A 21,086-nucleotide genomic window follows, 5' to 3' on the forward strand; every position below is an offset into this window, starting at 1 on the left:
ATGAGCGAAAACGGCAATAAAAACATAGCGATCGTTGAAGCATTCTCAGAAACAGACAAAAAGACAGGCGAAGTTGTTACGTTAGTTCCTAACACCAACAACACAGTTCAGCCCGTTGCTCTGATGCGTCTTGGTCTCTTCGTTCCAACGCTGAAATCGACCGCCAGGGGCAGAAAGGGGCAAATGGTCTCTATGGACGCCTCTGCTGAACTCAAACAGCTGTCTCTGGCCAAAGCTGAAGGGTACGAGGACATAAGGATCTCCGGTGTTCGTCTGGATATGGATAACGACTTCAAAACGTGGGTTGGCATCATCCACGCGTTCGCTAAGCACAAGGTTGTTGGCGACACTGTCACGTTACCGTTCGTCGAGTTCGTCAGGCTCTGTGGTATACCAACGGCCAGATCGTCAGCGAAGTTACGTAAGCGCCTGGACAGTTCTCTAACTCGTATCGCCACAAACACGATCTCATTCCGCAGTAAAGGCTCTGATGAGTATTACGTGACGCACCTTGTGCAGACAGCAAAGTACAGCACCAAGAACGACACGGTCTCTCTGCAGGCTGATCCTAAGATTTTCGAACTCTACCAGTTCGACAAAAAGGTTCTTCTGCAACTCCGGGCAATCAACGAACTCTCCAGAAAAGAATCCGCGCAGGCGCTCTACACCTTCATCGAAAGTTTGCCTCCTGACCCGGCACCAATCTCGTTGGCTCGCTTACGCGCCAGACTTAACTTAACCAGCCGCACCATCACCCAGAACGCGACAGTCAGGAAGGCGATGGAGCAGCTGCGGGAGATCGGCTATCTCGATTACACCGAAGTGAAGCGCGGCAGCTCGGTCTACTTCATCATCCACTATAGGCGGCCGAAATTACGCCCAGCACTGCCACCAACTAAAGCTGCGCCTGAAGAACCAGAAGACATCTTGCCTGGTGATGATCAGGAGGACATTATCGATGTTGTTCCTGAAGAAAAAGAGGGTGAGATGGTCATGTTGAGCAAGGAAGAACTGGCGATTCTCGAAGAGCTGCGCAAGGCAAAGGCTCGCAAATAGCCCAACCACTGTAGAGAGTAGAAAGGCTCACTATCCGCTGTAGTGAGCCTTTTGTTTATCTGAAATCCGCTAACCACTGTAGTGAGTAACAACTACCGAATAGTAACCACTGTAGGCAGTAGCGCTCAAATAACGAAATAAATGTTAGTGGTTACAAACCTAGATGAAACAAGGGCTGCGAGGTTAGTGGTCACTGGGTGACTTGTTAAATCCACTCTCTATAGTGGTTATCGTTGCTCCCTTCGCTATTGGCTATCCACTGTGGAGAGCAGAACCGGTTGGCTGGATTTACTATCCACTGTGGAGAGCAGAACCGGTTGGCTGGATTTACTATCCACTGTGGAGAGTAGATATCTGCTGAAAACAGTGAAGGTTTACTCTCCATAGTGGATACCCGCTGGAGAGCGCATTCCATCACTCTCTATAGTGGTTGTTTGCTGCGAATGAACGCCTGTTTACTCCCTACAGTGGATAGCGACGTCGATAATCTCCACTTTACTCACTACAGTGGATACCGGATGTCACGGCAGGCGTTTTACTCACTACAGTGGTTATGGGCCGGATACGCACGCGGTGAGCTGGCTACTCACCGCAGTGGTTAGGGTTATCAGTGGATTTTCTTCAGCAGACCCCAGAGTGTCCCGGCCTTCGTCGTGAGCTTACCTGTTTCCGGATCGTACATGCGCCATTCGCGACGCTGGTGGACAATGACACCGTCCTCACGTTCCAGACGTTCCAGCACGCCAGGTTGCTTAAACCCTTTGGCACGCCAGTAGCCGCTTGTTTTTTCGATTTCCAGACCTGCCAGTGTAACCGCCATCAACCAACCTCCTTGCAGTCATCGAAAAGATAGCTGGCGTTCTTCGCGTGAACGCCGTAGACATCACCTGATTTGTTGTAAACGAACTTATCTTCACCCACGCCAGACAGTTTGCCGTTACGTTTGGTGAGATAGGGGGAAGACAGGACGCGATCATCGCGCACAACATAAAACTGTTCGCCGCTGTCCACAACCATCGCGCCGTAGCTGGCTTTGACGACATTGCGGATCACGTCGTTCTTCACTTCGGCCACTGACATCTCACACTCATAGACGTGCGTGTCCGCGTAGACAGGGAGGGAGAGCAGCGCCAGAGCCAGGGCTATTTTCTTCATGCCACGACTCCTTTGATAACGCCGAATGCTGAGTCGAATACCAGCACTACGGCCAGCGCATTAACCATCGCGCCATTAACAGGCGCCAGCGCTTTACGGATTGCTCCGGTGAAGATGCAATCGAGCACAAAAGCTATCGAGACAATAAGTAATAAAGTGTCTAATACAGTTTTCATGATAGGTAGATACTAACTTATATATTTTTTGCTGTAAATATCACTCAAAAGTGCTGATGCCTAAGATACGCTCAAGATGAGCCGCGTCTTCATCGCTTACCGGCATCGTGTCGTCGACGTACCAGCAACTACCGTTGTGCCAACAAACACCGTCATCATCGACATACACAGAATCCGCATCCATGCCTGTGTACTCAACGAGATTGCGCTCAATTGCCGCTTGAATTTCTTCATCGTTCAGCCCATCACACTTGACCATGAACAACGGGTAAACGTCATAGTCGGTGCTGGCTGAAATGCGAACCAAAATCTTCATGTGTTTCTCCTTGTTGGTAAGTACTTATTTATATTAATGTGCGCCATGCGGCGCACAATCATTGTGTTCAGGCTGGAGGAAAGAACTTCTCCAGCGTGCGGTCTACAGCTTTATCAATGTGCATCAGATGCCAGACGACCATATCTTTGCTTCCCAGACCGCGGGTGTAGATCACGTCGAACTTACGCCAGGCGGCGTGAAACCAGTGCGGTGTATCATCAACCGGCAGATTCTCTCCAGCCTCCTTGAAGTACTTGAGCAGCATGGCCTGTTCAGCGGTGGGCGTCGGGCCAATCTCTTCCGCGTACATTCTGATGAAACGCTGCCAGTCGGCTTCATCTTCTGAAGGTTCCGGTGCGTTCATCTCTGCAATCGCCTCACGCAGCTGCGTCGCCCATTCTGGCTCCGGGAAGCCCTGGGCAATTTCGGTATCCACTACATCCAGCGCAGCGTTGGCCGCGTCATACAGTTTCTTCATGCTTTTTCTCCTGCATTAAAAGGAACACGGTCATTGCCGCTCTGAAAGGGTTAGGGTTCTGGATCAGATGTTGTGGCGTTGAGCTATCCACCTTTCTGTGGGCCGCTCTCCACTCACCGGGCTGTCTGGCAGGAATTACACCGATTCTGTGTCGGTAAATAATGTCCCACGCATCTTCCGGATCGTTACACCAGTCGAAGGTTCCGGCTCCGTTCGGGCCGATGGCGACCACTGCTGTGTAATCGCCTTCCTGTGAGCCTTTCCAGCCATATTGTGAAATGAGCGGTCGGTGGCCGGTGGCTTCCGCGACCAGGCAGTTAATCTCAAAGTCCGTCATCTCGCTGTAATTTTTCATTCCCGATCTCCTTCTCATCCGTTGCCGAACAACTATGTGGCGTTGTCACTTTGTACTTCTACGGATGGTAATTCCGTATTAGTAACCAATTTGTTTTCTTGTTGGTGATAATACGGAAATAAAAAAGGCGTCCAAGTGGACGCCGTATCTTTGAAAAGGCTGTTACTTCAACGCGATAAACGGAGTATTAGCCCCTTCAGTCATGTACTGAGGCAACTGGCCATTCCATTTGTTGATGGCTTCCAGCTCCATGACGTTCGGGTTCTGACGCAATGCTTCACCGCGCAACTTGATGGCATCAGCTTCTGCTTGAGCACGCTTGCGGATAGCGTCGGCTTCACCTTCGGCTTGTTCACGCAGCATGTTCGCTTCTGCCTTGCGCTGCTCAACTTCCTGCTGGCGCTGGAGCGTTTTCTGGTTCGCGGTCACTTTGGCATTGATAGATTCGATGACAGTGTCCGGGTAGTCTGGTTTGCCCACCCATGACAGGCTAATAACCTCAATACCTACCGGTGACATTTCTGCCTGAATGTCTTTCAGCGCATTGTCGAGCAGAGACGCCTTGCCGCCGTCGATGAACGTGTCGGTAGTCATGCGGCTGGCCAGACGGTTCAGTGAGTCCGCAATCTTCTGGCGCAGATCAGTGTCGGTAATGTCATCAACACCTTTGCGATAGGTCTGGAATACGGTAGTTACTTTGTCGCGATTAACCAGATATGCCACACCAATTTTGTGGCCGATAGCTGTACCGTCGCTCATCTGGAATGTGAACGGCTCATCGTAGGTTTTCATCTGTTTGAAAGTGGGGAAGGTGTACAGCTCGGTATTCAGACCAGTCCACTGACGGCCAACGCCGACAACTTCACCGATACCTTTGTCTTCACCCAATTTGTTTACCTTAATGCCAACGTACCCCGGTTCCACGCGATCGCAGCCGGTCAGACCCATTGTGCAAATAGCAGCCAAAGCCACCGCCAGTAAACCTTTCTTCATTACTTACTTCTCCTTAGTTTTATTGAGTGAGTTGATATACCTTCGGCCAGCTTTTAACAAGGCAACCGGGAAGACTACAGCGATGGCAAGTCCGATAAATAAGGCCAGATCGCTTTTAGCTGAGATAAGCGATGGAACCAGTAAACCGTAGATAAAGCAGACTGATATCACCGCTGAAACAGCCATGAGATAACCCTTGATCATGTGTTTCCTTTTGTCGTTTTGGTGTAGAAATGATAAGTAAGTACTTATATATTTTCAAGTATAAAAAGGCGTCCATTGGACGCCTTGTGATTACGCTTCTTCTGTCTCTGCTGGGGACGACTCTTTCGCTCGCCGTTCGTCTATCGCCTGGAGTGCTGCGATGATTTCCGGGAGTGGCTTCTCGCGGTACATCTCGACGATCTGCGATTTGGTGTATTTCTTATCGCTAATTTCCACACGCCCGCTGGCGTTCTTGGGCAGGTATCCTTCTTCCAGCATGTACTCAACCAGCGATTCGATGACGTCCAGCCCGCGAGTCGGGTCGAAGTAGAATTTCCATGAGCATTTGCCAAACGGAGGCGCGACTTTGTTTTTAATGCACTCGGCGCCAACGTCCTGTCCGATCTTCTCTTTGCCATCCTTCATGACGGATGCACCCAGACGGATGCGCACCGACGCGTAGAACTTCGGAGAGTCGCCACCCGGAGACGTAGTCGGATCGCCAAACATCACACCAATTTTGGTACGCACCTGGTTCAAGAAGATGATGCACGCGTTGTACTTACGCGCCCAGAGCGCCAGAGTAGGGAAGTTCGCACTCGTCGCGCGCGCCAGCGCCGTGTTGTCGTTCATGTTCAGCTGATCTTTGTCCTTCGCAGTGCCTTCTGCCATCTTGTCGAACTTCTCAGCCTTCGAGTTCGGAACCATCGACGCCAGAGAGTCGGCAACGATGCAGATAGGGGCTGTTTCCGGGATAAGCTCTTCGTCGCGCACCAGCTTGAGGATTGTGCCGATCAGCTCGACGGAGTCTTCGAAGGTATCCGGCTGTTTGTAAACCCACTGGCCGTCATCTTCGTCGGCGTTCAAGCCATTCGCCACCGCAAGACCAACGTCGAAACTGTTTTCGTGGTCAAGGAACACGGCCAGACCATCCTGTTTCTGTGCTGACACCATTGCAGCCGTCGCCAAAAAGGTTTTACCGGCGCTTGGTGGCCCGAAGACTTCAACGATACGCCCACACGGAAAACCGCCGTCGTAACGTCCGGAAATGGCTTTGTTCAGTGGAGGGAAACCGGAGTCAATCCAGTGGGAGACCTTCTGGATCTCGTCATTGCTGCCGATTTTCTTTTTCAGCGCCAGTGCCAGTGCGGATTTGCCTTTTGCCATGATTAGGCTCCTTTTGATTCGTTGATTCGCTTCGAAGCAGCGGCTTCGTCAAACTTGATTGCGTCGTGGTTCAGGTGTTTGGCGACGCGAGCGATGATCTTCACGACCTGCTCGCTGACCAGCGCGAACTCGCGCTCAGTTGCAGAAATGCCAGCAGCGCCCAGAATGTTCGGCAGCGCCATCACAGCGTGCTCGCCGTGGCAGAAGACAATCTCTTTAGCCAGCATGGTTGGCGTAGTTGCCCCGCCATTAATGATGGATTTCAGCATCAGCAGTACCTCTCAAATGGCAGAACAAACACTTCCAGATCTTCCAGAAACGACCGGAAATTCAGCTCGTAACACATCTGTTCGAAGGCATTCATGTCGCGTGCGCCTTTAATCGACTCGATTTCGCTGGGTGGGAATTTTGTGTCGATAAGGTTCATCAGCATCATGTTGCGCTTAAAGGCTTCGAGCATCCGGCAGCCCGTCTTCTCGTTGAAGGCGTTCTTTGCCAGCTTGTTGAATGCCGTCTTATAGCGACCCTTATTGATGACAATGGAACCGTCGTTAATGCCGCGTACCATTGCGGCCACGCTTCCCCACTCATGAAGCAGCTCTTTCGCGCCACCATCACCAATGCCGCCGACGCCTTTGATGTTGTCCGAGTTATCGCCCTGCAACGCTTTCGCTTCCAGAAACGCGCGTGGTGTTGGCAGACCTGTCAGCTCTGCGAACTGTTCGAAGTTCACCTGCTTGTGCTTGGCATCTTCACGCAGGCTTACCCAGCTCACATTCTCGCGAACCAACTGGAGCCAGTCGCCATCGCCCGTCAGCAGGTAGATGTGATCGACGGTCGGCTGCGGAGCCAGGCGAGAGACCAGCATTCCAGCCAGGTCGTCCGCTTCTGCGTCCTTTGCAATGAGTTGGTTAACGCCCAGCGCGGTCATCATTTTCAAGATGTACGGCTTCTGGATGGCAAAGCCTTCTTTCATCTTCTTCATATCCGGGTCGTCATCGCGATTCGCTTTGTACTCCGGGTAGAAGTCGCGACGTTTGTCGCTGAATCCATCCCACAAGATCATTGGCCGGGCATGGAGAATTGAGGCGTAACGACGAACGTTCTTCACGAAGCCAAAAGCCGCCTGAACTTCCATCTCGCCGTTGTGTAATTTGTCGGATTGCTGGTGGTAATAGCCCAGGCTGTTACCGTCCACAAAGAGATAATTCACCGGTACACTCCTTCCAAAAAGTAAGGCGTCCGTAGACGCCTTACTGGTCACGTTATGGGATTACAGAGCGTCCAGTTCAGCCAGCAGGTCGTCGAGACCTTCGTCAGCTGGTGCAGATGCAGCGGCAGAAGATGCTGAAGCACTTGCAGCTGCGGCGGCTTCCGGAGCTTTAACTTCTTCCGGTTTAGTTTCCGGTTTGAACTCAGCTTCAGCGGCACGCAGGATCTCTTCATCAACCAGGCTGGTGGACTCTGGAGCCGGAGTGTGTGCTGTAGCGACAGCAGCTGCACCTTCCGTATGACCAGTGATAGAGCCAAAGCCTGGCAGTTCAGCAGCGGCTGATTTTGCAGCGGAAGAAATGGCCGGAGACGACATTGTTGCTGCCGGAGCCGCGATACCAATCAGACGACCCATAGTGCGAGCTGTAGACAGCAGACGGGTTTCGTCAGCCTGGTTCGCGTATGCGATCAGATCGTGTTGAGTAGTCCATAGCTTCTCAGGAATGTCGCCTTTGTAGACTTTACGTTTCGGGGATACGTCGTACTTGGTGTCACGACCGGAACCGGTACGCTTAATCAGGAACGCATAGCCTTCTTCTTTGCTCAGTGGGTTGCCGATATCATCCGCAATATCTTCGGACATCACTTTGCAGATATCGTCGAAGACCGTAGACGGCAGCTCAATCAGCTGGCATTTCTCTGCATCCGCAAAGTCTTCACGCGCAGACAGAACACCGTTGACCAGATAACGCGGTGTGGCACGCATACTGTTAATGCGCTCTTCCATCGCTTTATTGCCCTTAAAGCGAGCACGACCTTCCATAACCATCTCACACAGCTGGCAAGCGTGGCCGTGGGTGTGCTGTTCGCAGATGTAGGCGGTGGTTACATCTTTGCCTTCCTCATTCTGATGCTTAACGTAGTGCATACCGAAAGTCTGGAAGAACACGCCATTCGGGTCGTCCTTGTTCGGAAAAATGCGCAGATAGTTATTGCCGTCTTTCAGACGGGTCAAATCAACGTTATTGCCACGTTTAGAAGCAATATCGCCACGGGTCTTGTTAAGCAGATCAAGTAATGACTTAGACATGTATTTCTCCTTGTTGTGATTGTGGCCATTGGCGCTATGCGCGTTGGGCGTTCGTTTATTCGTGGCTCTTTCGAGCGAGAAGAATGATAGATCAGTACTTACTTACGATCTAGCATAAATTAACGGGGAGAGTGGAAACGTTCGGCGCCCAAACGTTCAATCTCCACGATAGCCATTTTGGACGCCTGGACAATCATGTCGCGGCGGTGAGAGAAGGCGGCTACAGCGTGCTTGTACAGATCTGCAATGTGCCGGGCATCGTCGAGTTTCTGGCGCTTTGCGAGGTATTGCGGGTTGGTTCTAACCTTCGCCTCCAGTACGGACTCATTAAACTTAATGCCGTTCATACTCAGGTTCTTACGCTCATTGTCGTAGATTTTCGCCTCAATCGCATCGAGAGAGAGTTTTGCATCTGCGACCTCGCGTTCTGCCCGCGCCAGCTTAGAGCCGTATTCCATCAACAGGCGCGGTTGCTGACGCCAGACTTCTTCAAGATTGTCGCGGTCGAACTCCAGATCGGACATGATTTTTTCGTAGATATCGGTGCTCATGGTATTAAGTTTCCACTTACATTGATGTGTTAATTTTATCATGAGTAATGCAGGGTGTTGCATGTTGGGGCAAAAAATGGAGGTTATACAGATCTCCTGTTTGGTACTATTGTCGCTATACAAAAATGGTGGATACCGTCCCCAAATAAGAGGCTCAAATGGCAAAGGACACGAAACCCGGCCGCGCATTAATCAGCGCCATAAAATCCGAATCTGTAGTCGAGCTTGGAAAAGAGTATGTCGAACTAGGTCTTGATGCCTTGCTTGAATCTAAGGCTCTTGAATCCATCCCCTTCGTGAATACGCTGGTCGGTGTATATAAAACGGCAGGCCATATCCGCGACCAAATCTTCACGGATAAATTAGTTCACTTTCTGAACCCTTTGTCGGAGATGACTGAATCTGAGCGTATTGAAATGACTGACCGTCTGAATGATGACGACAAGTTCGCCGGTAAAGCAGGTGCCAGTCTGATCGAAATAATTGACCGTATGGAAAGTGAGAAAAAACCAGAGTTGGTGGCATCTTTCCTCAAGGCTTTTGCCAGGGAAGATATTGATTTCAACACTTTGAGACGCTTGCTTTATGCTCTTGAAAGAGTACCTGCCTTCGATATTGAACAATTGGCTGAATTTTGCCTAAGAGGAGGGTTTAGCTCTAGATCTAATGATGACCCACTCTTGGTAGGTTATGTTAATGCTGGTTTGGCAATAAACAACGGCGCAACTGATGGTGGTTATATTATTCCGACCAAGTTATGCAAAACTTTCGTTCAGGCTGGGGCGTTAAAAGCGAAAAAACCAGAAAATGACCTTGAACAGTTTTTTCAATAAACATTAACGGAGGCCGCAATGCCTCCGTTAACTGGTTATTGTTAGTTGTTGCCCAATGAACCGGCCATTGCTGCATATTTGATTTCATCAGCAGGGATCTCCGGGTGAAGTTTGATTTGCCTGATGACATAGGCTGGGACTTCATCTCCCCAAAGTTTGGCGGCGTCTTTGCAAACTTTATATGCGAAATCTCTGTGTTCAAATGCGTAGGATTTGCCGTAAGCATACTGCTGGCAGTTATAGACGTAAGCGCCGTAATCTCCATCCTTATCCGGGAAAGCACAACCTGACAGTGTGAGAATCGTAGCGGTCAGAGTCAGAGTTTTGATCATGCTTTTCATCGTTTTATCCTTAAAACTCAGGTTTCATTTGATCAGGGAATTTCTTGTATGCCGCGTAATAGCTTCCCAGCGTGTAGGCTTTCAACTGCTGCTCAGTATCAACACGACATGAGGCGTCGTAACAAGCTCCACTGATTATTCCGTATCCCGCAGCCTTCTTGTTCAGATCGGACTTTGCTTCCTCAACACTATTTTTGCCCATCGTCACTACGCATCCGGAAACAATGGCCTGGGCCTTGTGGTCGTCCATTGTTAGGATCACCGTGTTGGCCAGTTTGCTGTAACCATTGTTCTTGTACACATCGGCAGCGAACTCGCGGCATTCTGAGTAGTACGGGCTTGTTTTTATCTCGGCATAATCAGGTACCTTCATGCCGGCACAACCAACCATTCCGAAGCACATCGCTGTTATCAGCGTGTTTTTTATTCTATCCATAACCCAGGGACTCCATTTTGAAAACCAAATGATTTAATTCAGTACCATCGTTGGTGGGTGGTATGTTCCCAAATTTTCCAAAATAAACAAGATCATCCCTACAAAAACTGTGGGTCTGGAAAGGTGTTCAGTTGGAGGGAGATTGTGAGAATGGAAAAATAAATATTGCACAAAGTTTAAGGTCATGACTTAATAGTGGCGTCGGTTTGCAAGACAGACCTTATGAAAGCAGTTTTAGTAAAGCAGTCCGTAGTTCAGGTGTTATCCAACAGATTTCCCTTCTTCGTGAGTCTCCTCCTAAGTGCCCAAGTAAGTCCCACTCTATCAGACCAAATTCGCCGCGTTGTGTGGCTCTCGAATCAAGAAGGTAATATCTATGTCTAACAAAATGACTGGTTTAGTAAAATGGTTTAACGCTGATAAAGGCTTCGGCTTTATCACTCCTGCTGATGGTAGCAAAGATGTGTTCGTTCACTTCTCTGCAATCCAGAGCAATGACTTCCGTACCCTGGATGAAGGCCAGAAAGTTGAGTTCTCTATCGAGAATGGCGCTAAAGGCCCGGCAGCAGCAAACGTTGTAGCCTTAAGCTAATACACTCTGGTAATCCATTTGCTGCGATAACGAAGACGGCTTTAGCCTGAGTAGACAGAACGATGTGATTATCAGACGGTGAAAGGCTGATCTGGCGGCATTCGCCCGACCAACACGCCACCAATAAATGAAACCCGCCAATCGGCGGGTTTTTTGTTTATGCGACTTTCGTACCAAAAATGTTGGATAGCGTGACTCTGGTCTGGCGTTTCAGCCTGTACTGTCTCACATCGCCAATCTTGTTCACTTCCATAAACTCTTTGGCCACCTTCAGCACCAGCCGATTGCGGAACACTTTGAACGCCTCCAGCTGTTCCTCTGGATTATCCGATTCGTAAATCTCCAGCAGATACTGGCACGCCTTCGGATCTTGCGTTTTAAGCGCCAGCGCTCTGGCACATTTACGCAGACGACTGACTTTATCGGCACCATCCAGCCAGGCGAACGCCAGCGCCAGATCTAACGTGACCGGGCAGTCGATGATCTCCCAGAACTGCGACCGCATGGTGGCCGCAACTGCTTTATCCTGAAAATCCGCTGGGATAGCCGCCAGCGCTTGTGCAATCTTCTGTGCCTCGTTCATGGTGTTCTCTTTATTCATTTGCTAATAGTCTCCGCTACCTCTGCCAGAATTGCTTCCAGCTTTTCGCCTTCCTCTGGGCGAAAGTACAAAATGTTCGGGTTAAATCCGTAGAAAACGGTCACATCCAGCTCTGGCAGGTACTCTTTGCGTCCAACCAGGTCGGATGGTTTGCTCTTGTTGTTGAAGAGTGACGTCGCCCGGCTGCCACACGTCAGCACATAGGTCGGACGCACCAGATTGATCTCTTCACGCATAAAGTCGGTGAACTGGCCGATCTCGTCTTTGGTGTAGTCCTTTTCTTTGTCTTTCACCTTTTTGCACACGCCGGTGACGTAGAGATCGCCCATGCGCAGATCGCCTGCAGTAAGCAACTTCGCCTTAAAGTCGTCGTAGCCGTTCTCCATGAAGTAGCCGGTACGCCCATCATTGCCGTTCGCGTTGTCCAGAATGACCATGATTTTCGGCTTAATGCCAATGCTTGGGCGAATCAGGTCGTCTCCCAGACCCATTTCGGCCGCCATGCGAGTCATCAGTACATTCACTTCAGCAGAGCGCTTAGGGTTCATCTCGAACGGTCGAGAGGCTTTTACAGCGTCGATCACCAGATTGCCCATCAACTCTGCCTGGTCGCGCAGCCGTTCCGGATCTGTCGCTGGCAGACTGCCAGGCTCAATCGATGCGAACGCACCTACTTTTTGCAGTGACTCGCGTACCCGGCTGTTACACGCATGCTTCTCGACCGCCTCCTCAAATTGCTCAAGTGACTCGAATTTGCCGCCAACTTTCTCACGCGCTCTCATGATGGCTTGGCAACCATTCTCAGAACAGCCTTTCACAGCAGAGAATGGCGCATACAGAACCTGGCTGCCGTCTTCCAGCGTGCGGATCTCAATTCGGTTAGATGACACGTTAACGTCTGGTGGCAATACGCGAATGCCATAGGTCAGCGCATCCTTAACCAGCCCCTGGTGTTTATCCTCGCCCAGAATGGTGAGCGCAGCAGCGAAGAACTCAGCAGGGTAATGTGTCTTTAACCACATAGACTGATAGCTGATCAGCGAGTAGGCAACGGAGTGTGATTTGTTGAACTGATACGCACCGTTCTTCTCGAAGGCATCCCAGATCTCCTTAGCTTTCGTCTCAGACAAGCCCGGTTGTGACCCTGTAACGCGTACAGCAGCCATAGGCAATTTCACACCTGCCTCCAGCGCTTCTTCGACCGTCCGCAGTGCGCCGTCCTCACATTTGAAGTGTTCCGCGCGGTGAATACGCTGCGTGGTGCCGTCTTCCATCTCAACATCGATCCAACCACCTTGAGCCTGAACGACGAACTTCTCGCCCATGCTCTTCATCTTTTCCATATCCTTTTTACCGATCGCTTTACGCACACCATCTGCTTCGGCCATCGTGAAGCCGGCCAGCAATCGTGTCGCGTTCATCGTCTGTTCCTGATACAGAATCACGCCGTTGGTTTCCGCGGTAAGTTCGTCCAGTACCGGGTGCAGCGACTGTGGAGCCATGAAGCCTTTGGCCACGGAGACATAGTCGTCCAACATGCCGGATTGAATCGGGCCAGGTCGGAAGAGTGCGGTCGTGGCGACAACGGTTTTGAAGCTCATTGGTTCAATGCCGCCGCCAAGATCTTTAAGCAGCTTGCGCATGGGGCCGGACTCCAGCTGGAATACGCCCTGAGTGTACCCTGCAGCGAACCCATCCAGAACCTTGCGATCGTCCAGTGGGATCGCATCGAGATTGATGTCATCCCCGGTGCTCTCTTTGATGTAGCGTTTCGCGCTATCCAGCAGATCGAGCGTTGCCAGACCGAGAACGTCCAACTTAATCAGCCCCATCGCCTCGCAGTAACGTTTATCGAATGCAATACAGCGAGCGTTGCCACGCAGCTCGACGGGCGTGCGCTCTACCAGTGGAACGCCAGCGACGATCATCCCCGCTGCGTGACGGCCAAAACCACGCATCAGGCTTTGCAGCTTACACGCCGCTTTGAACGCTTCCGGGTTTTTCGTGGCGTATTTGTCCAGGCTGGCCAGTTGCTCGCGCAGCTCTTCCAGTGACAGGCTATCGTCCTCCAGATTCTTGAACTCTTTGGATACCGCCATATCAGCAGCGTCGACACCGTAAATACGCGCAGTGTCACGCAGCGCAGAAGCGGCGCCCAGATAGGTGAAGTTCGGAATACCGGCAACGTAATCTTCGCCATAGCGTTCATTCAGATACTCGATCACCTCATGACGACGTGCCTGGCTGAAGTCCAGATCCGCATCCGGCAAGTCTAGACGTTCAGGGTTGATGAAACGCTCAAACAGAAGACCGTGACGGATAGGATCTACGTTGGTTATGCCTATGCACCACGCCACCAGAGAACCGGCAGAGGAACCACGACCAGGCCCGACAGGAATGCCAGTTTCACGGCTGTGATTCATCAGGTCGCGCACCATCAGGAAGTAGCCACAGAAGCCCAGGCGGGTCAGCGTGTCCATTTCGTACTTCAGGCGATCAACATACACACGGTGCTCAGAAGCCGGTGGGGTGTAGCCAAACTCTTTGGTAGTAAGACGCTTGCGCAGCCCCGCGACAGCCAGCTTCATCAGCGTTGCAGGTTCGTCGTCTGCCATCTTGGGCAGTGCTGGTGGCAATTCATGCCAGCGCCATGTGCAGGCTTCAATAATAGTGTCCTGCGTTGTTGAGGCCATTGCAGCTATTACCGGCACATCCATTCGAACGGAGAAGGCTTTCAGTGCTTCAAGGAGATGGCGGCGACCATTAACGGCGTTATCTCGCTGGTGGGGAATACGCAGACGATGCGGCTGGTCGATTTTGATGTTGTTCGTAACCATGTGCGCAATGTCTTTAATGTCAGCGTCGTCGACCGCTTCGTAATAAGCGGGATAGAATGCCACTGGCTCTATTTTCAGTGCGCTCGCCACTTTCATCGCCCGGACGTTAATCTGGTCGTAGAATGGGGTAGGGTGCGGATAAACCACGCTGTAGAAGTTATCGCGTCCTCCAGCTGTCACCAGCGTCCCGATAATCTTTGCGAAGTCCCGGCGCTGGAATACACTGCCAATGTCAGACGTCAGCAGGATGATGTTGCCTTTGGCATATGCGGCCGCCAGCTGGTCAAGCGCCAGACGCGGGACAAAGTAGAATTGCTCGCGCTTGTTGGCTAAGGTCATCAGTTCGCACACGTCGCGATAACCTTGCTCATTCTTTATCAGTGCCGTGAAGCAGTAGCTGCGATCACGTACCAATGATCCCATACATCCCCCTGACTCTTTCGCAAGGCGGGCGCGGTGCTCGTATGTCGGATCGTCGACAACATTCAGCTTAACACCACAAATAACCGCCATGTCGTCGCCAGCGGCACGTTGCAGGGGGATCACACTGGCAATGTTCATGCTGTCAGCGGAAATGACAGCGGTGTAGCCAGCGTCTCTCGCGATTTTCACCGCGTTTTCTGCTTTTAGAGCCGACTCTCCCAGGGAGAAGTCAGTTCTGACCATCAGAGCCTTCATGTGTTTTTACCTTTCTGGTTTTCTTGATTTTGTCATTGGGGAAGCCAACGAACTTCCCATACATCGAAATCGCAACCTCTTTGGCTGACTGGTGGCACTCGGACCTATCCGGACACGCCAGACAAGCCCGGCCAGTTTCAGACGCTGCGATAAGAGAGCCGAAACATCCTTTACGCACGATTAACCGAAGATCTTCTGAACCACTTCACGCGCTGCCTGTGCAGACGTGGATGGAAGTTTATTGATAAACGACTTTTCGATGCCGGCAGAGAAATCACCGCGCATCATTCCGATTTTTGCGGACAGCAGCAGCTCGCGAGGGCCGATTGGCTGGCTGATCAGATGCTGTTCATAACCTTCACGGACAAGGTTCGCGAATTTCACCATCTTCTCGGCGTATTCGCGGATGACGCCAGCCTCAGCCAGCATGTTGACTTCAGCCTTAGTGCTCATGTACTTCACGTTCGAAACAATGCCGAAGCGCGAGAAGTTCGCCGCGTTCTGGATGTTCGTTCCTTGATAGAGACCCGTTTCGTCGCCAGAGCCGTTAGTGTTGCCAGTGCCAATGAAGGCAAAGCGTTTATGCGGAGTGATACGGCGCCAGTCCGGAGTTGCCTCTTTGATGATCAGCGGCTCTCCTTCAAGAACTGGCTGGTACACACCCAGAATCTGCGGGAACGCGAAGTCATATTCATCAGCGAGGTACACCCAGCCATTTTTCATCGCCAGCGCCAGCAAACCCGGCTCGAAGTAGGTGGAGCCATCGCGAGCGAGGATCTGGCCTGTAACGTGTGCTTCTTCCATAGACGCCGTATGCTGGGCGCGGATCAGTGGTCGATTCAGCAGGGCGCATAGCTGCGTAGGAAGAGAAGATTTACCGGTTCCTGCATGACCCCAGAGATAGCCTGGGATTCCGATTTCCAGCATCATGAAGATGTCTTTAATCAGGTCGAAGTCGCCATACACATAGTTCTTCTTCGCTTCCGGTACGAACTCCGGATATGGCGTGTTGACGTTGACTGTCACCTGTAGTGGTTTTCCGCGTGGCGTTCCCAGCTCTTTGATCGTTACGCCAAGCAGCTCGTGCGCGGCCACCAGTTCAGTCTTGTATTCGACCGTTCCTACGTAGCCCGGATGTGCGCTAATCTCCGCTACTTTTCCTTCGCCTGAATGCTTTTCGGCAAGCTTCTCATTGAGTTTGGCCAGTGCCGTGCGAGAGATCGTTGGTTCATCCGGAAACGCAGAGGTGTACATTTTCACCACTTCGTCCACGTCCAGACCCTTCGCGGACTCAGGAATGTTTTCGCAACGGCCCATAGAGATATGGGATTTCAGGTAATGAAAGGATTTGCCACACCACTTGCAGACGATGGCTTCCGGCAAATGTTCTTCTTGCTGTAGTGCAGTAGCGGTCATGTGTTTTTCCTTACTGTTTGTCGTTCGTGGGGTATATCTTATATAAATATATTAGTCTGTATAGTAAGTGATTACTTATTTTTACGGGTAAAACAATTACCCAAGAATGATACGAGATAGCTCAGTGACGACTGACGGCCCTAACTCTTCTACGCTGTTTACCAGTGCGTAATTTTTGTAGTAACGCCGTGGTGCGTCGGTCAGAACGCCGATAGCCATCAAATCGATGTCACTCAACGTCTCAATTTCTTTGGTGACGGTTCGCAAATGCTGATGGAACCCATCGCCTGCAGCACATGGCGCCCCGTCGCTCATAACCAGCATGATCTTCTTGTCCTCCATTCGCCCTGCAAACAGAGTCGCCAGCTGCGCGACGCTCTCACCATCGACGTTATTGAGCAGGGGGAACGTCTCACACACGCAGCCCATGCGGGCGCGGATCTCTGGAGAGTTAGCTTTCTCATTCCAGTTTTTGATAATGGGCAGCATTAGCGCCTCGAAACGAGTAAACCCGCGCTTCGACATGGTTTCATAATCCGGACTACCAAACGTGGTAAAGCCGGTGATGATGTTAGGCACATTGATACGATCCAGAGCATCCGCAATGGTGTAGGCGCTGGCGAGTGCCAGTTGAATCTTCCTGCCGCCCATTGAGCCGGACAAGTCGATCACCTGCTGGACGCACGCGTTCACGGCTCTGTGGTCTTCTTTCTTGCGGAATACGCGGTCGTCGTTCATTGCCAGACGATACAGGTTCGCGCCATGTATCCGCCCACGTCTCTGGCCTGGGATAAACTGAACTCGGTTGCGGCTGGCGATAGCTCGCTCTAGGTCTTTGGCCAGAGTCGAAGAAACGCCTGCTGACAGATGTTTTTCGATTTTCAGTTCAAAGAGTTTTCTACCTTCCGGAACCATGCGGTAGCGATCGACCGGTGAGTGCATTGGGATTGCGCCGAACGTCTTTCTGGTGCGCTTTACATGCTCTTCAGCCTCATCAATCAACCCGATAAAGTCGTATGAACGATCGTATGGGCGATACTCAGAAAGTGAGGTACTCATAAGCTCTTTGCTGATGGTGGCCGACAGCGCGTCTTCGGTCATTTCGCCTGTTCCGTCTTCCATCTCGTCGAGCGCCTTGAGTGCTTCCTCCAGAGTCATTTCATCCGGAGCGGGAACAAAACCTGACTCACTGTCTTCAGGCGCTTCCGCGGCATCTTCATTTTCTTTGCCTTCGCCGTCTGTGTGATCGGCTGCGTCATCTTCCTCTTCTCCTTCTCCTTCTCCTTCTCCTTCTCCTTCTCCTTCTCCTTCGGACTCCCCGTGACCAGCATCAGAGTCTTCGCCGTCATCACTATCACCATCGCCAGCGGCGCCAGAGCCATAACCATCGGAGTCATCGGCGTCTTCGCGAATGCCATCACCAAGCGTTGGAGAGCCAGTGTCATCACTACTACCTTCGTCATCAGAATCACCTGATTCCATGCCGGCATCATCGGATTCTGGGGTGTCTCCTGATTCCTCTTCGCCTGCTTCTGTATATTTACTTTCTGTATCACTAATTTCTTTATCTTCTGTAGGTAAGTCCCTATCTACTGATTCAGGCAAATCAGAATCCCCAGACTCTTCCTCTTCTGAGGCATCATCTTCTTGTTCTTCCTTGTCGTCGTCTTCGCCTTTGGTACGCTTTGGTGCTGATTCACTATGAGTCGGTTCATCACCGGCTTCTGGGGTTTCCTCTGACTCGTCCTCACTCTTCGACGGCTTCCTAGCAGACGATTTCAGCTCTGGTAATTTGCCCTCTGGCTTGTCTTTCATATCCTGCATGATTTGGGCGATAGCAGCTGCGACCTTCACACAGTCTTCTGTGTTCGACATATTGCGAACGGCCACGTCGATCCCATGTTCTTTGAGCAAGGCTACAGGCTTATCGATGAGGTGCCAGTGTTCTTCCATAAAGTCGATGAAAGGGCTTTGGCCATCCCAGGCGCGGACGACCGGGCAAAGGAAGAATTTCAGGAACAATTCACGCTGGTTGCCGTGGCAGATTGAAACCGCCTCTGACACTTTGCCCTTGAAGTATTTGTCGATCACCAGGTTCTGTGTGGCCAGCAAATTGCGACGAGTTCCGTTGAATACCTGTCCCATTCTGCGTTCAATAAAAACGTCTTCCAGCGCGTTCCAAAGACCGGTAGACGGAGCCTTTCCTTTCTCGCGCATCTTCATTGCGACTTTCGGATCAGTAAAGAGGATATGGGCTACCTCATGGTCGAGAAAACCACGCACTGCGTTCATGAGGGTTGGCGATGCGTCGTCAGGTATAGATGGGATATTTACCAGCACTGGTTCGCCGCGCCGGTTGTAGCGGACATATGCTTCATTGCCTCGCTCTGCAACAGGTATCTGTTTACCTGAAAGCATCGCTACAACTCGTTTTACGCAGTCGCGGAAGTCCTGTACCTCTTTCAGCACAGATCTGGTCATGGCTTTGGACATGAGAATTTCCTTGTTATTAAAACAATTTGTTTTCTGATGTGCGTAATTTATCACTGTACGAACAGGCGACTAAGCTGTTCGTACAGGCTTCTATCGGCAGGAATGTGTTTTAAATGGTTCTAACGGCAAGAGAGCCGCAGCCAGTATTGATGAGAGTGAAATGTTTATTTTTTAGCTCAAAAGTGAAAACCGTCGTATCAACCATCTCCACGGGAAGCTCTTCGGATTCCAATTCCGTCAGGATCGTTGCCACGCCATCCAGTCCAATCGCATACGCGTGTCCAACCTCAAGGGCGGTCAATTTAGAAGTTATATTTTTCATTTCATATCATCCAACTGAACACATTTGAAAGTTTGTCAATACTACTACCTATTGTATCAATATGGAATGAGTCTATATCAGATACGTATTACTTTTGCCTGTAAGCTAATAGTGACAAATTGCCTAAAAAACATAGTATAATAGCGGTGTCCCAGGGGATTAGTACCTATCGAAATTAAATAGATAAGTCTTTACAACCCTGGCCTTTGCTGTAATATCAGTAAGCACTTACCAGAGATAAACAAAACACGCAAGGTTTACTACATGGCTACCAACGAAACAGAGATCAAACAAGGTCGCTACGCAGCTTATATTGACTCGTTAATCACAATCTCGCCTAAAAGTCAGGCCACCATTGCCAAAGAGGTTGGGTACAAGAACGCCAACAATCTCTCCCTCATTAAAAGCGGCAAAATCCCGCTGCCGGTAGATAAAGTTCGAGCTTTAGCTAAAGCGCTAGATGCAGACCCGGTTCGACTGATGCTGATGGTTCTGGAAGAACGCCACCCTGAGTTGCTCGAATTTTTTCGCGAAGAGGGAACTGCGCCTCTCTCCGCTGATGAAAAACTTGTTCTAGAAGCGTTCCGTAACCGTTTTAACGGTCAGCAGGGCGCATCAGAAAAGGTGGTCGAGGCCATCAAGTCACTGTGAGAAATTTACACGAATAAGCTCGGTGGCTAGACGATCTCCCTTGAATTTGTGGTCTATCTCGTCTAAGTCTGTTTGATTAACGATAGATGCGATGTACGCTGAGAAGTTGTTCAAGGCGTCTCGCATCTCATCCATATAATCGTGGCGATCATAGACGCGATCTATCCCTTCAAGACTGTGGTTCATAATCTTACGAGCCACCTCCTGGTTAATCCCTAGAGCAGGGAAATAACTACGCGCTGTACGTCTCAGATCGCGTGGGGTGAATGACTCAACCTCCATCAACTCAGGTCGTTCCAGTATCCTTCTCAGTGCCTGGGCAATGGCCACCTTAGACATTGGCGTATCCACGCCCTTCTTCTTATTCGAAGGAACGAGCCACTGGCTGCCTTTCCCGTACTCAAACAACTCTTCCACGCATTTGCGCATTAATGGGCTTAACGGCAGCGCGTGCTGTCTGGCCGATTTGTTACGCGTACCTTGATTCCATACATCACGTTGAAGGTTGAACTCATCCTTTCTGGCTCGGAGCACTTCATCGGGGCGTCTGGCAGCGACAAGACAGAGCCTGGCCGCCCACTTTGTGCCTTCGCACACATTGAAGTAATCCCAGACGTTCCAGAATACCCAGACCTCGGCGTCGGTCAGCTTACGTTCGCGCGGTACTGGCTTTGCGCCACCGGCAACTCTGTTGAGCGACATATCATTCAACGGTGATGTATCAATCAGCCCCTGAAAGGCGCACCAGCTCAGGAACTGTTTCATCAGGGAGAACACACGTCTGCCCTGGACGATCTTGCCTTCCAGTATCAGCGGGTTCACCAGCTGGTTAACCAAGACCCTACTTATATCACTTACCTTTACTTCAGAGATATGCGGCATTACATGTATCAAAACACAATGAACAGCTATTTCAGGTCGACGCCTCGTTATCAGTAAAGATAAGCGAGTGAATAACATGAAGGCGGAAGAAAATGACATGTCTCCGTCGAATTTGGCGGTCGACATTGCCGACAAACCGGAAGCGCGTTCGAGGTACTCGATGGCTTCCCGAGAGGTGTTTTCTGCTGCGCGTGCTTTATCAAAGGTGTTTTTCATCGTCCACTCACTGAGTGAAGCCCTTTTACTGTATG

General features: G+C 50.8%; 25 protein-coding genes. 4 read left to right on the forward strand and 21 right to left on the reverse strand.

Annotation, left to right across the window (positions count from 1 at the left end; all coding sequences use genetic code 11):
* On the forward strand, nucleotides 1-1,056 hold the full coding sequence (repA, locus tag HV237_RS25110) for a replication protein RepA (RefSeq protein ID WP_001293470.1): 1,056 nt from the start codon (nucleotides 1-3) through the stop codon (nucleotides 1,054-1,056).
* Between the two features lie 607 nt (nucleotides 1,057-1,663).
* Here the strand turns inward: repA and HV237_RS25115 are convergent.
* The 13 genes from HV237_RS25115 to HV237_RS25175 all read right to left on the reverse strand — a co-directional run bounded on the left by HV237_RS25115 (nucleotide 1,664) and on the right by HV237_RS25175 (nucleotide 8,753).
* The gene (locus HV237_RS25115) at nucleotides 1,664-1,876 is read right to left on the reverse strand and encodes a hypothetical protein (RefSeq protein WP_006812558.1); all 213 of its coding nucleotides are present in this window, start codon (nucleotides 1,874-1,876) and stop codon (nucleotides 1,664-1,666) included.
* Entirely contained in the window at nucleotides 1,876-2,211 is a 336-nt protein-coding gene (locus HV237_RS25120; RefSeq protein ID WP_016051670.1) for a hypothetical protein, read from the reverse strand. Before HV237_RS25120 ends, HV237_RS25115 begins: the two co-directional genes overlap by 1 nt.
* A complete protein-coding gene (locus HV237_RS25125) occupies nucleotides 2,208-2,387 on the reverse strand; it encodes a hypothetical protein (RefSeq protein ID WP_004110036.1) in 180 nt (59 codons plus the stop codon). Before HV237_RS25125 ends, HV237_RS25120 begins: the two co-directional genes overlap by 4 nt.
* A gap of 40 nt (nucleotides 2,388-2,427) precedes the next feature.
* Entirely contained in the window at nucleotides 2,428-2,703 is a 276-nt protein-coding gene (locus tag HV237_RS25130; protein WP_004110038.1) for a hypothetical protein, read from the reverse strand.
* A 67-nt stretch (nucleotides 2,704-2,770) separates the two neighbouring features.
* Entirely contained in the window at nucleotides 2,771-3,181 is a 411-nt protein-coding gene (locus HV237_RS25135) for a hypothetical protein (RefSeq protein WP_032655922.1), read from the reverse strand.
* Nucleotides 3,165-3,536: a DUF2591 domain-containing protein gene (locus HV237_RS25140; RefSeq protein WP_000801005.1), complete on the reverse strand. Its 372-nt coding sequence runs from the start codon at nucleotides 3,534-3,536 to the stop codon at nucleotides 3,165-3,167. The genes HV237_RS25135 and HV237_RS25140 overlap by 17 nt, the downstream gene beginning before the upstream one ends.
* 162 nt (nucleotides 3,537-3,698) lie before the next feature.
* Nucleotides 3,699-4,529: an SPFH domain-containing protein gene (locus HV237_RS25145; protein WP_004110049.1), complete on the reverse strand. Its 831-nt coding sequence runs from the start codon at nucleotides 4,527-4,529 to the stop codon at nucleotides 3,699-3,701.
* Between the two features lie 3 nt (nucleotides 4,530-4,532).
* Nucleotides 4,533-4,733 (reverse strand): hypothetical protein, encoded by a 201-nt coding sequence (locus HV237_RS25150; protein ID WP_000589750.1) that lies wholly within the window; start codon nucleotides 4,731-4,733, stop codon nucleotides 4,533-4,535.
* Between the two features lie 90 nt (nucleotides 4,734-4,823).
* Nucleotides 4,824-5,900 carry a recombinase gene (locus HV237_RS25155; RefSeq protein ID WP_130715026.1) on the reverse strand — a complete coding sequence of 359 codons (1,077 nt, stop codon included), beginning with the start codon at nucleotides 5,898-5,900 and terminating at the stop codon, nucleotides 4,824-4,826.
* 2 nt (nucleotides 5,901-5,902) lie between these two features.
* Nucleotides 5,903-6,169, reverse strand: coding sequence for a hypothetical protein (locus HV237_RS25160; protein WP_130715027.1), 267 nt, complete (start codon nucleotides 6,167-6,169; stop codon nucleotides 5,903-5,905).
* Nucleotides 6,169-7,113 (reverse strand): 5'-3' exonuclease H3TH domain-containing protein, encoded by a 945-nt coding sequence (locus tag HV237_RS25165; RefSeq protein ID WP_022649902.1) that lies wholly within the window; start codon nucleotides 7,111-7,113, stop codon nucleotides 6,169-6,171. Before HV237_RS25165 ends, HV237_RS25160 begins: the two co-directional genes overlap by 1 nt.
* Nucleotides 7,114-7,173: 60 nt before the next feature.
* Nucleotides 7,174-8,202, reverse strand: a complete 1,029-nt coding sequence (locus HV237_RS25170; RefSeq protein WP_131405952.1) for a regulator — start codon at nucleotides 8,200-8,202, stop codon at nucleotides 7,174-7,176.
* 119 nt (nucleotides 8,203-8,321) lie between these two features.
* Nucleotides 8,322-8,753, reverse strand: a complete 432-nt coding sequence (locus HV237_RS25175; protein WP_000102109.1) for a hypothetical protein — start codon at nucleotides 8,751-8,753, stop codon at nucleotides 8,322-8,324.
* Nucleotides 8,754-8,911: 158 nt separating this feature from the next.
* Here HV237_RS25175 and HV237_RS25180 point away from each other — a divergent pair, with 158 nt between their 5' ends.
* A complete protein-coding gene (locus HV237_RS25180) occupies nucleotides 8,912-9,586 on the forward strand; it encodes a hypothetical protein (RefSeq protein WP_047722227.1) in 675 nt (224 codons plus the stop codon).
* Between the two features lie 41 nt (nucleotides 9,587-9,627).
* Here HV237_RS25180 and HV237_RS25185 read toward each other — a convergent pair whose 3' ends face one another.
* Together HV237_RS25185 and HV237_RS25190 are read right to left on the reverse strand one after the other, a co-directional pair.
* A complete protein-coding gene (locus HV237_RS25185) occupies nucleotides 9,628-9,927 on the reverse strand; it encodes a hypothetical protein (protein WP_047722225.1) in 300 nt (99 codons plus the stop codon).
* 10 nt (nucleotides 9,928-9,937) lie between these two features.
* Nucleotides 9,938-10,363 (reverse strand): hypothetical protein, encoded by a 426-nt coding sequence (locus HV237_RS25190; protein WP_131405953.1) that lies wholly within the window; start codon nucleotides 10,361-10,363, stop codon nucleotides 9,938-9,940.
* Nucleotides 10,364-10,739: 376 nt separating this feature from the next.
* On the opposite strand from HV237_RS25190, the gene cspG reads away from it, so the two are divergent.
* Nucleotides 10,740-10,955 carry a cold shock protein CspG gene (cspG, locus tag HV237_RS25195; RefSeq protein ID WP_130224581.1) on the forward strand — a complete coding sequence of 72 codons (216 nt, stop codon included), beginning with the start codon at nucleotides 10,740-10,742 and terminating at the stop codon, nucleotides 10,953-10,955.
* A gap of 157 nt (nucleotides 10,956-11,112) precedes the next feature.
* Here the strand turns inward: cspG and HV237_RS25200 are convergent, their stop codons facing one another.
* The 5 genes from HV237_RS25200 to HV237_RS25220 form a co-directional block, all read right to left on the reverse strand.
* Nucleotides 11,113-11,556 carry a hypothetical protein gene (locus tag HV237_RS25200; RefSeq protein WP_130715028.1) on the reverse strand — a complete coding sequence of 148 codons (444 nt, stop codon included), beginning with the start codon at nucleotides 11,554-11,556 and terminating at the stop codon, nucleotides 11,113-11,115.
* Complete coding sequence (gene dnaE, locus HV237_RS25205) at nucleotides 11,553-15,071, reverse strand: DNA polymerase III subunit alpha (protein ID WP_131405954.1); 3,519 nt, start codon at nucleotides 15,069-15,071, stop codon at nucleotides 11,553-11,555. The genes HV237_RS25200 and dnaE overlap by 4 nt, the downstream gene beginning before the upstream one ends.
* A gap of 180 nt (nucleotides 15,072-15,251) precedes the next feature.
* Entirely contained in the window at nucleotides 15,252-16,487 is a 1,236-nt protein-coding gene (locus tag HV237_RS25210; RefSeq protein WP_131405955.1) for an AAA family ATPase, read from the reverse strand.
* A gap of 96 nt (nucleotides 16,488-16,583) precedes the next feature.
* Nucleotides 16,584-18,980, reverse strand: a complete 2,397-nt coding sequence (locus tag HV237_RS25215) for a porphyrin biosynthesis protein (RefSeq protein WP_181541874.1) — start codon at nucleotides 18,978-18,980, stop codon at nucleotides 16,584-16,586.
* A 109-nt stretch (nucleotides 18,981-19,089) separates the two neighbouring features.
* Nucleotides 19,090-19,302, reverse strand: a complete 213-nt coding sequence (locus HV237_RS25220; RefSeq protein WP_004110118.1) for a hypothetical protein — start codon at nucleotides 19,300-19,302, stop codon at nucleotides 19,090-19,092.
* A 264-nt stretch (nucleotides 19,303-19,566) separates the two neighbouring features.
* Between HV237_RS25220 and HV237_RS25225 the strand changes: the two genes are divergently transcribed.
* The gene (locus tag HV237_RS25225; RefSeq protein ID WP_000224608.1) at nucleotides 19,567-19,953 is read left to right on the forward strand and encodes a transcriptional regulator; all 387 of its coding nucleotides are present in this window, start codon (nucleotides 19,567-19,569) and stop codon (nucleotides 19,951-19,953) included.
* Here HV237_RS25225 and HV237_RS25230 read toward each other — a convergent pair.
* On the reverse strand, nucleotides 19,945-21,051 hold the full coding sequence (locus tag HV237_RS25230) for a site-specific integrase (RefSeq protein ID WP_048665987.1): 1,107 nt from the start codon (nucleotides 21,049-21,051) through the stop codon (nucleotides 19,945-19,947). The two genes, HV237_RS25225 and HV237_RS25230, sit on opposite strands and share 9 nt — an antisense overlap.
* Nucleotides 21,052-21,086: the final 35 nt, after the last annotated feature.

This window comes from Citrobacter sp. RHBSTW-00570, assembly GCF_013739755.1.
GTDB classification, from domain to species: domain Bacteria; phylum Pseudomonadota; class Gammaproteobacteria; order Enterobacterales; family Enterobacteriaceae; genus Citrobacter; species Citrobacter braakii.

Excerpts from the sequence above, each read along its gene's own strand:
- repA (WP_001293470.1), top strand. The coding sequence starts at position 1 with ATGAGCGAAAACGGCAATAAAAACATAGCGATCGTTGAAGCATTCTCA.
- HV237_RS25115 (WP_006812558.1), bottom strand. The coding sequence starts at position 1,876 with ATGGCGGTTACACTGGCAGGTCTGGAAATCGAAAAAACAAGCGGCTAC.
- HV237_RS25120 (WP_016051670.1), bottom strand. The coding sequence starts at position 2,211 with ATGAAGAAAATAGCCCTGGCTCTGGCGCTGCTCTCCCTCCCTGTCTAC.
- HV237_RS25125 (WP_004110036.1), bottom strand. The coding sequence starts at position 2,387 with ATGAAAACTGTATTAGACACTTTATTACTTATTGTCTCGATAGCTTTT.
- HV237_RS25130 (WP_004110038.1), bottom strand. The coding sequence starts at position 2,703 with ATGAAGATTTTGGTTCGCATTTCAGCCAGCACCGACTATGACGTTTAC.
- HV237_RS25135 (WP_032655922.1), bottom strand. The coding sequence starts at position 3,181 with ATGAAGAAACTGTATGACGCGGCCAACGCTGCGCTGGATGTAGTGGAT.
- HV237_RS25140 (WP_000801005.1), bottom strand. The coding sequence starts at position 3,536 with ATGAAAAATTACAGCGAGATGACGGACTTTGAGATTAACTGCCTGGTC.
- HV237_RS25145 (WP_004110049.1), bottom strand. The coding sequence starts at position 4,529 with ATGAAGAAAGGTTTACTGGCGGTGGCTTTGGCTGCTATTTGCACAATG.
- HV237_RS25150 (WP_000589750.1), bottom strand. The coding sequence starts at position 4,733 with ATGATCAAGGGTTATCTCATGGCTGTTTCAGCGGTGATATCAGTCTGC.
- HV237_RS25155 (WP_130715026.1), bottom strand. The coding sequence starts at position 5,900 with ATGGCAAAAGGCAAATCCGCACTGGCACTGGCGCTGAAAAAGAAAATC.
- HV237_RS25160 (WP_130715027.1), bottom strand. The coding sequence starts at position 6,169 with ATGCTGAAATCCATCATTAATGGCGGGGCAACTACGCCAACCATGCTG.
- HV237_RS25170 (WP_131405952.1), bottom strand. The coding sequence starts at position 8,202 with ATGTCTAAGTCATTACTTGATCTGCTTAACAAGACCCGTGGCGATATT.
- HV237_RS25175 (WP_000102109.1), bottom strand. The coding sequence starts at position 8,753 with ATGAGCACCGATATCTACGAAAAAATCATGTCCGATCTGGAGTTCGAC.
- HV237_RS25180 (WP_047722227.1), top strand. The coding sequence starts at position 8,912 with ATGGCAAAGGACACGAAACCCGGCCGCGCATTAATCAGCGCCATAAAA.
- HV237_RS25185 (WP_047722225.1), bottom strand. The coding sequence starts at position 9,927 with ATGAAAAGCATGATCAAAACTCTGACTCTGACCGCTACGATTCTCACA.
- HV237_RS25190 (WP_131405953.1), bottom strand. The coding sequence starts at position 10,363 with ATGGATAGAATAAAAAACACGCTGATAACAGCGATGTGCTTCGGAATG.
- cspG (WP_130224581.1), top strand. The coding sequence starts at position 10,740 with ATGTCTAACAAAATGACTGGTTTAGTAAAATGGTTTAACGCTGATAAA.
- HV237_RS25200 (WP_130715028.1), bottom strand. The coding sequence starts at position 11,556 with ATGAATAAAGAGAACACCATGAACGAGGCACAGAAGATTGCACAAGCG.
- dnaE (WP_131405954.1), bottom strand. The coding sequence starts at position 15,071 with ATGAAGGCTCTGATGGTCAGAACTGACTTCTCCCTGGGAGAGTCGGCT.
- HV237_RS25210 (WP_131405955.1), bottom strand. The coding sequence starts at position 16,487 with ATGACCGCTACTGCACTACAGCAAGAAGAACATTTGCCGGAAGCCATC.
- HV237_RS25215 (WP_181541874.1), bottom strand. The coding sequence starts at position 18,980 with ATGTCCAAAGCCATGACCAGATCTGTGCTGAAAGAGGTACAGGACTTC.
- HV237_RS25220 (WP_004110118.1), bottom strand. The coding sequence starts at position 19,302 with ATGAAAAATATAACTTCTAAATTGACCGCCCTTGAGGTTGGACACGCG.
- HV237_RS25225 (WP_000224608.1), top strand. The coding sequence starts at position 19,567 with ATGGCTACCAACGAAACAGAGATCAAACAAGGTCGCTACGCAGCTTAT.
- HV237_RS25230 (WP_048665987.1), bottom strand. The coding sequence starts at position 21,051 with ATGAAAAACACCTTTGATAAAGCACGCGCAGCAGAAAACACCTCTCGG.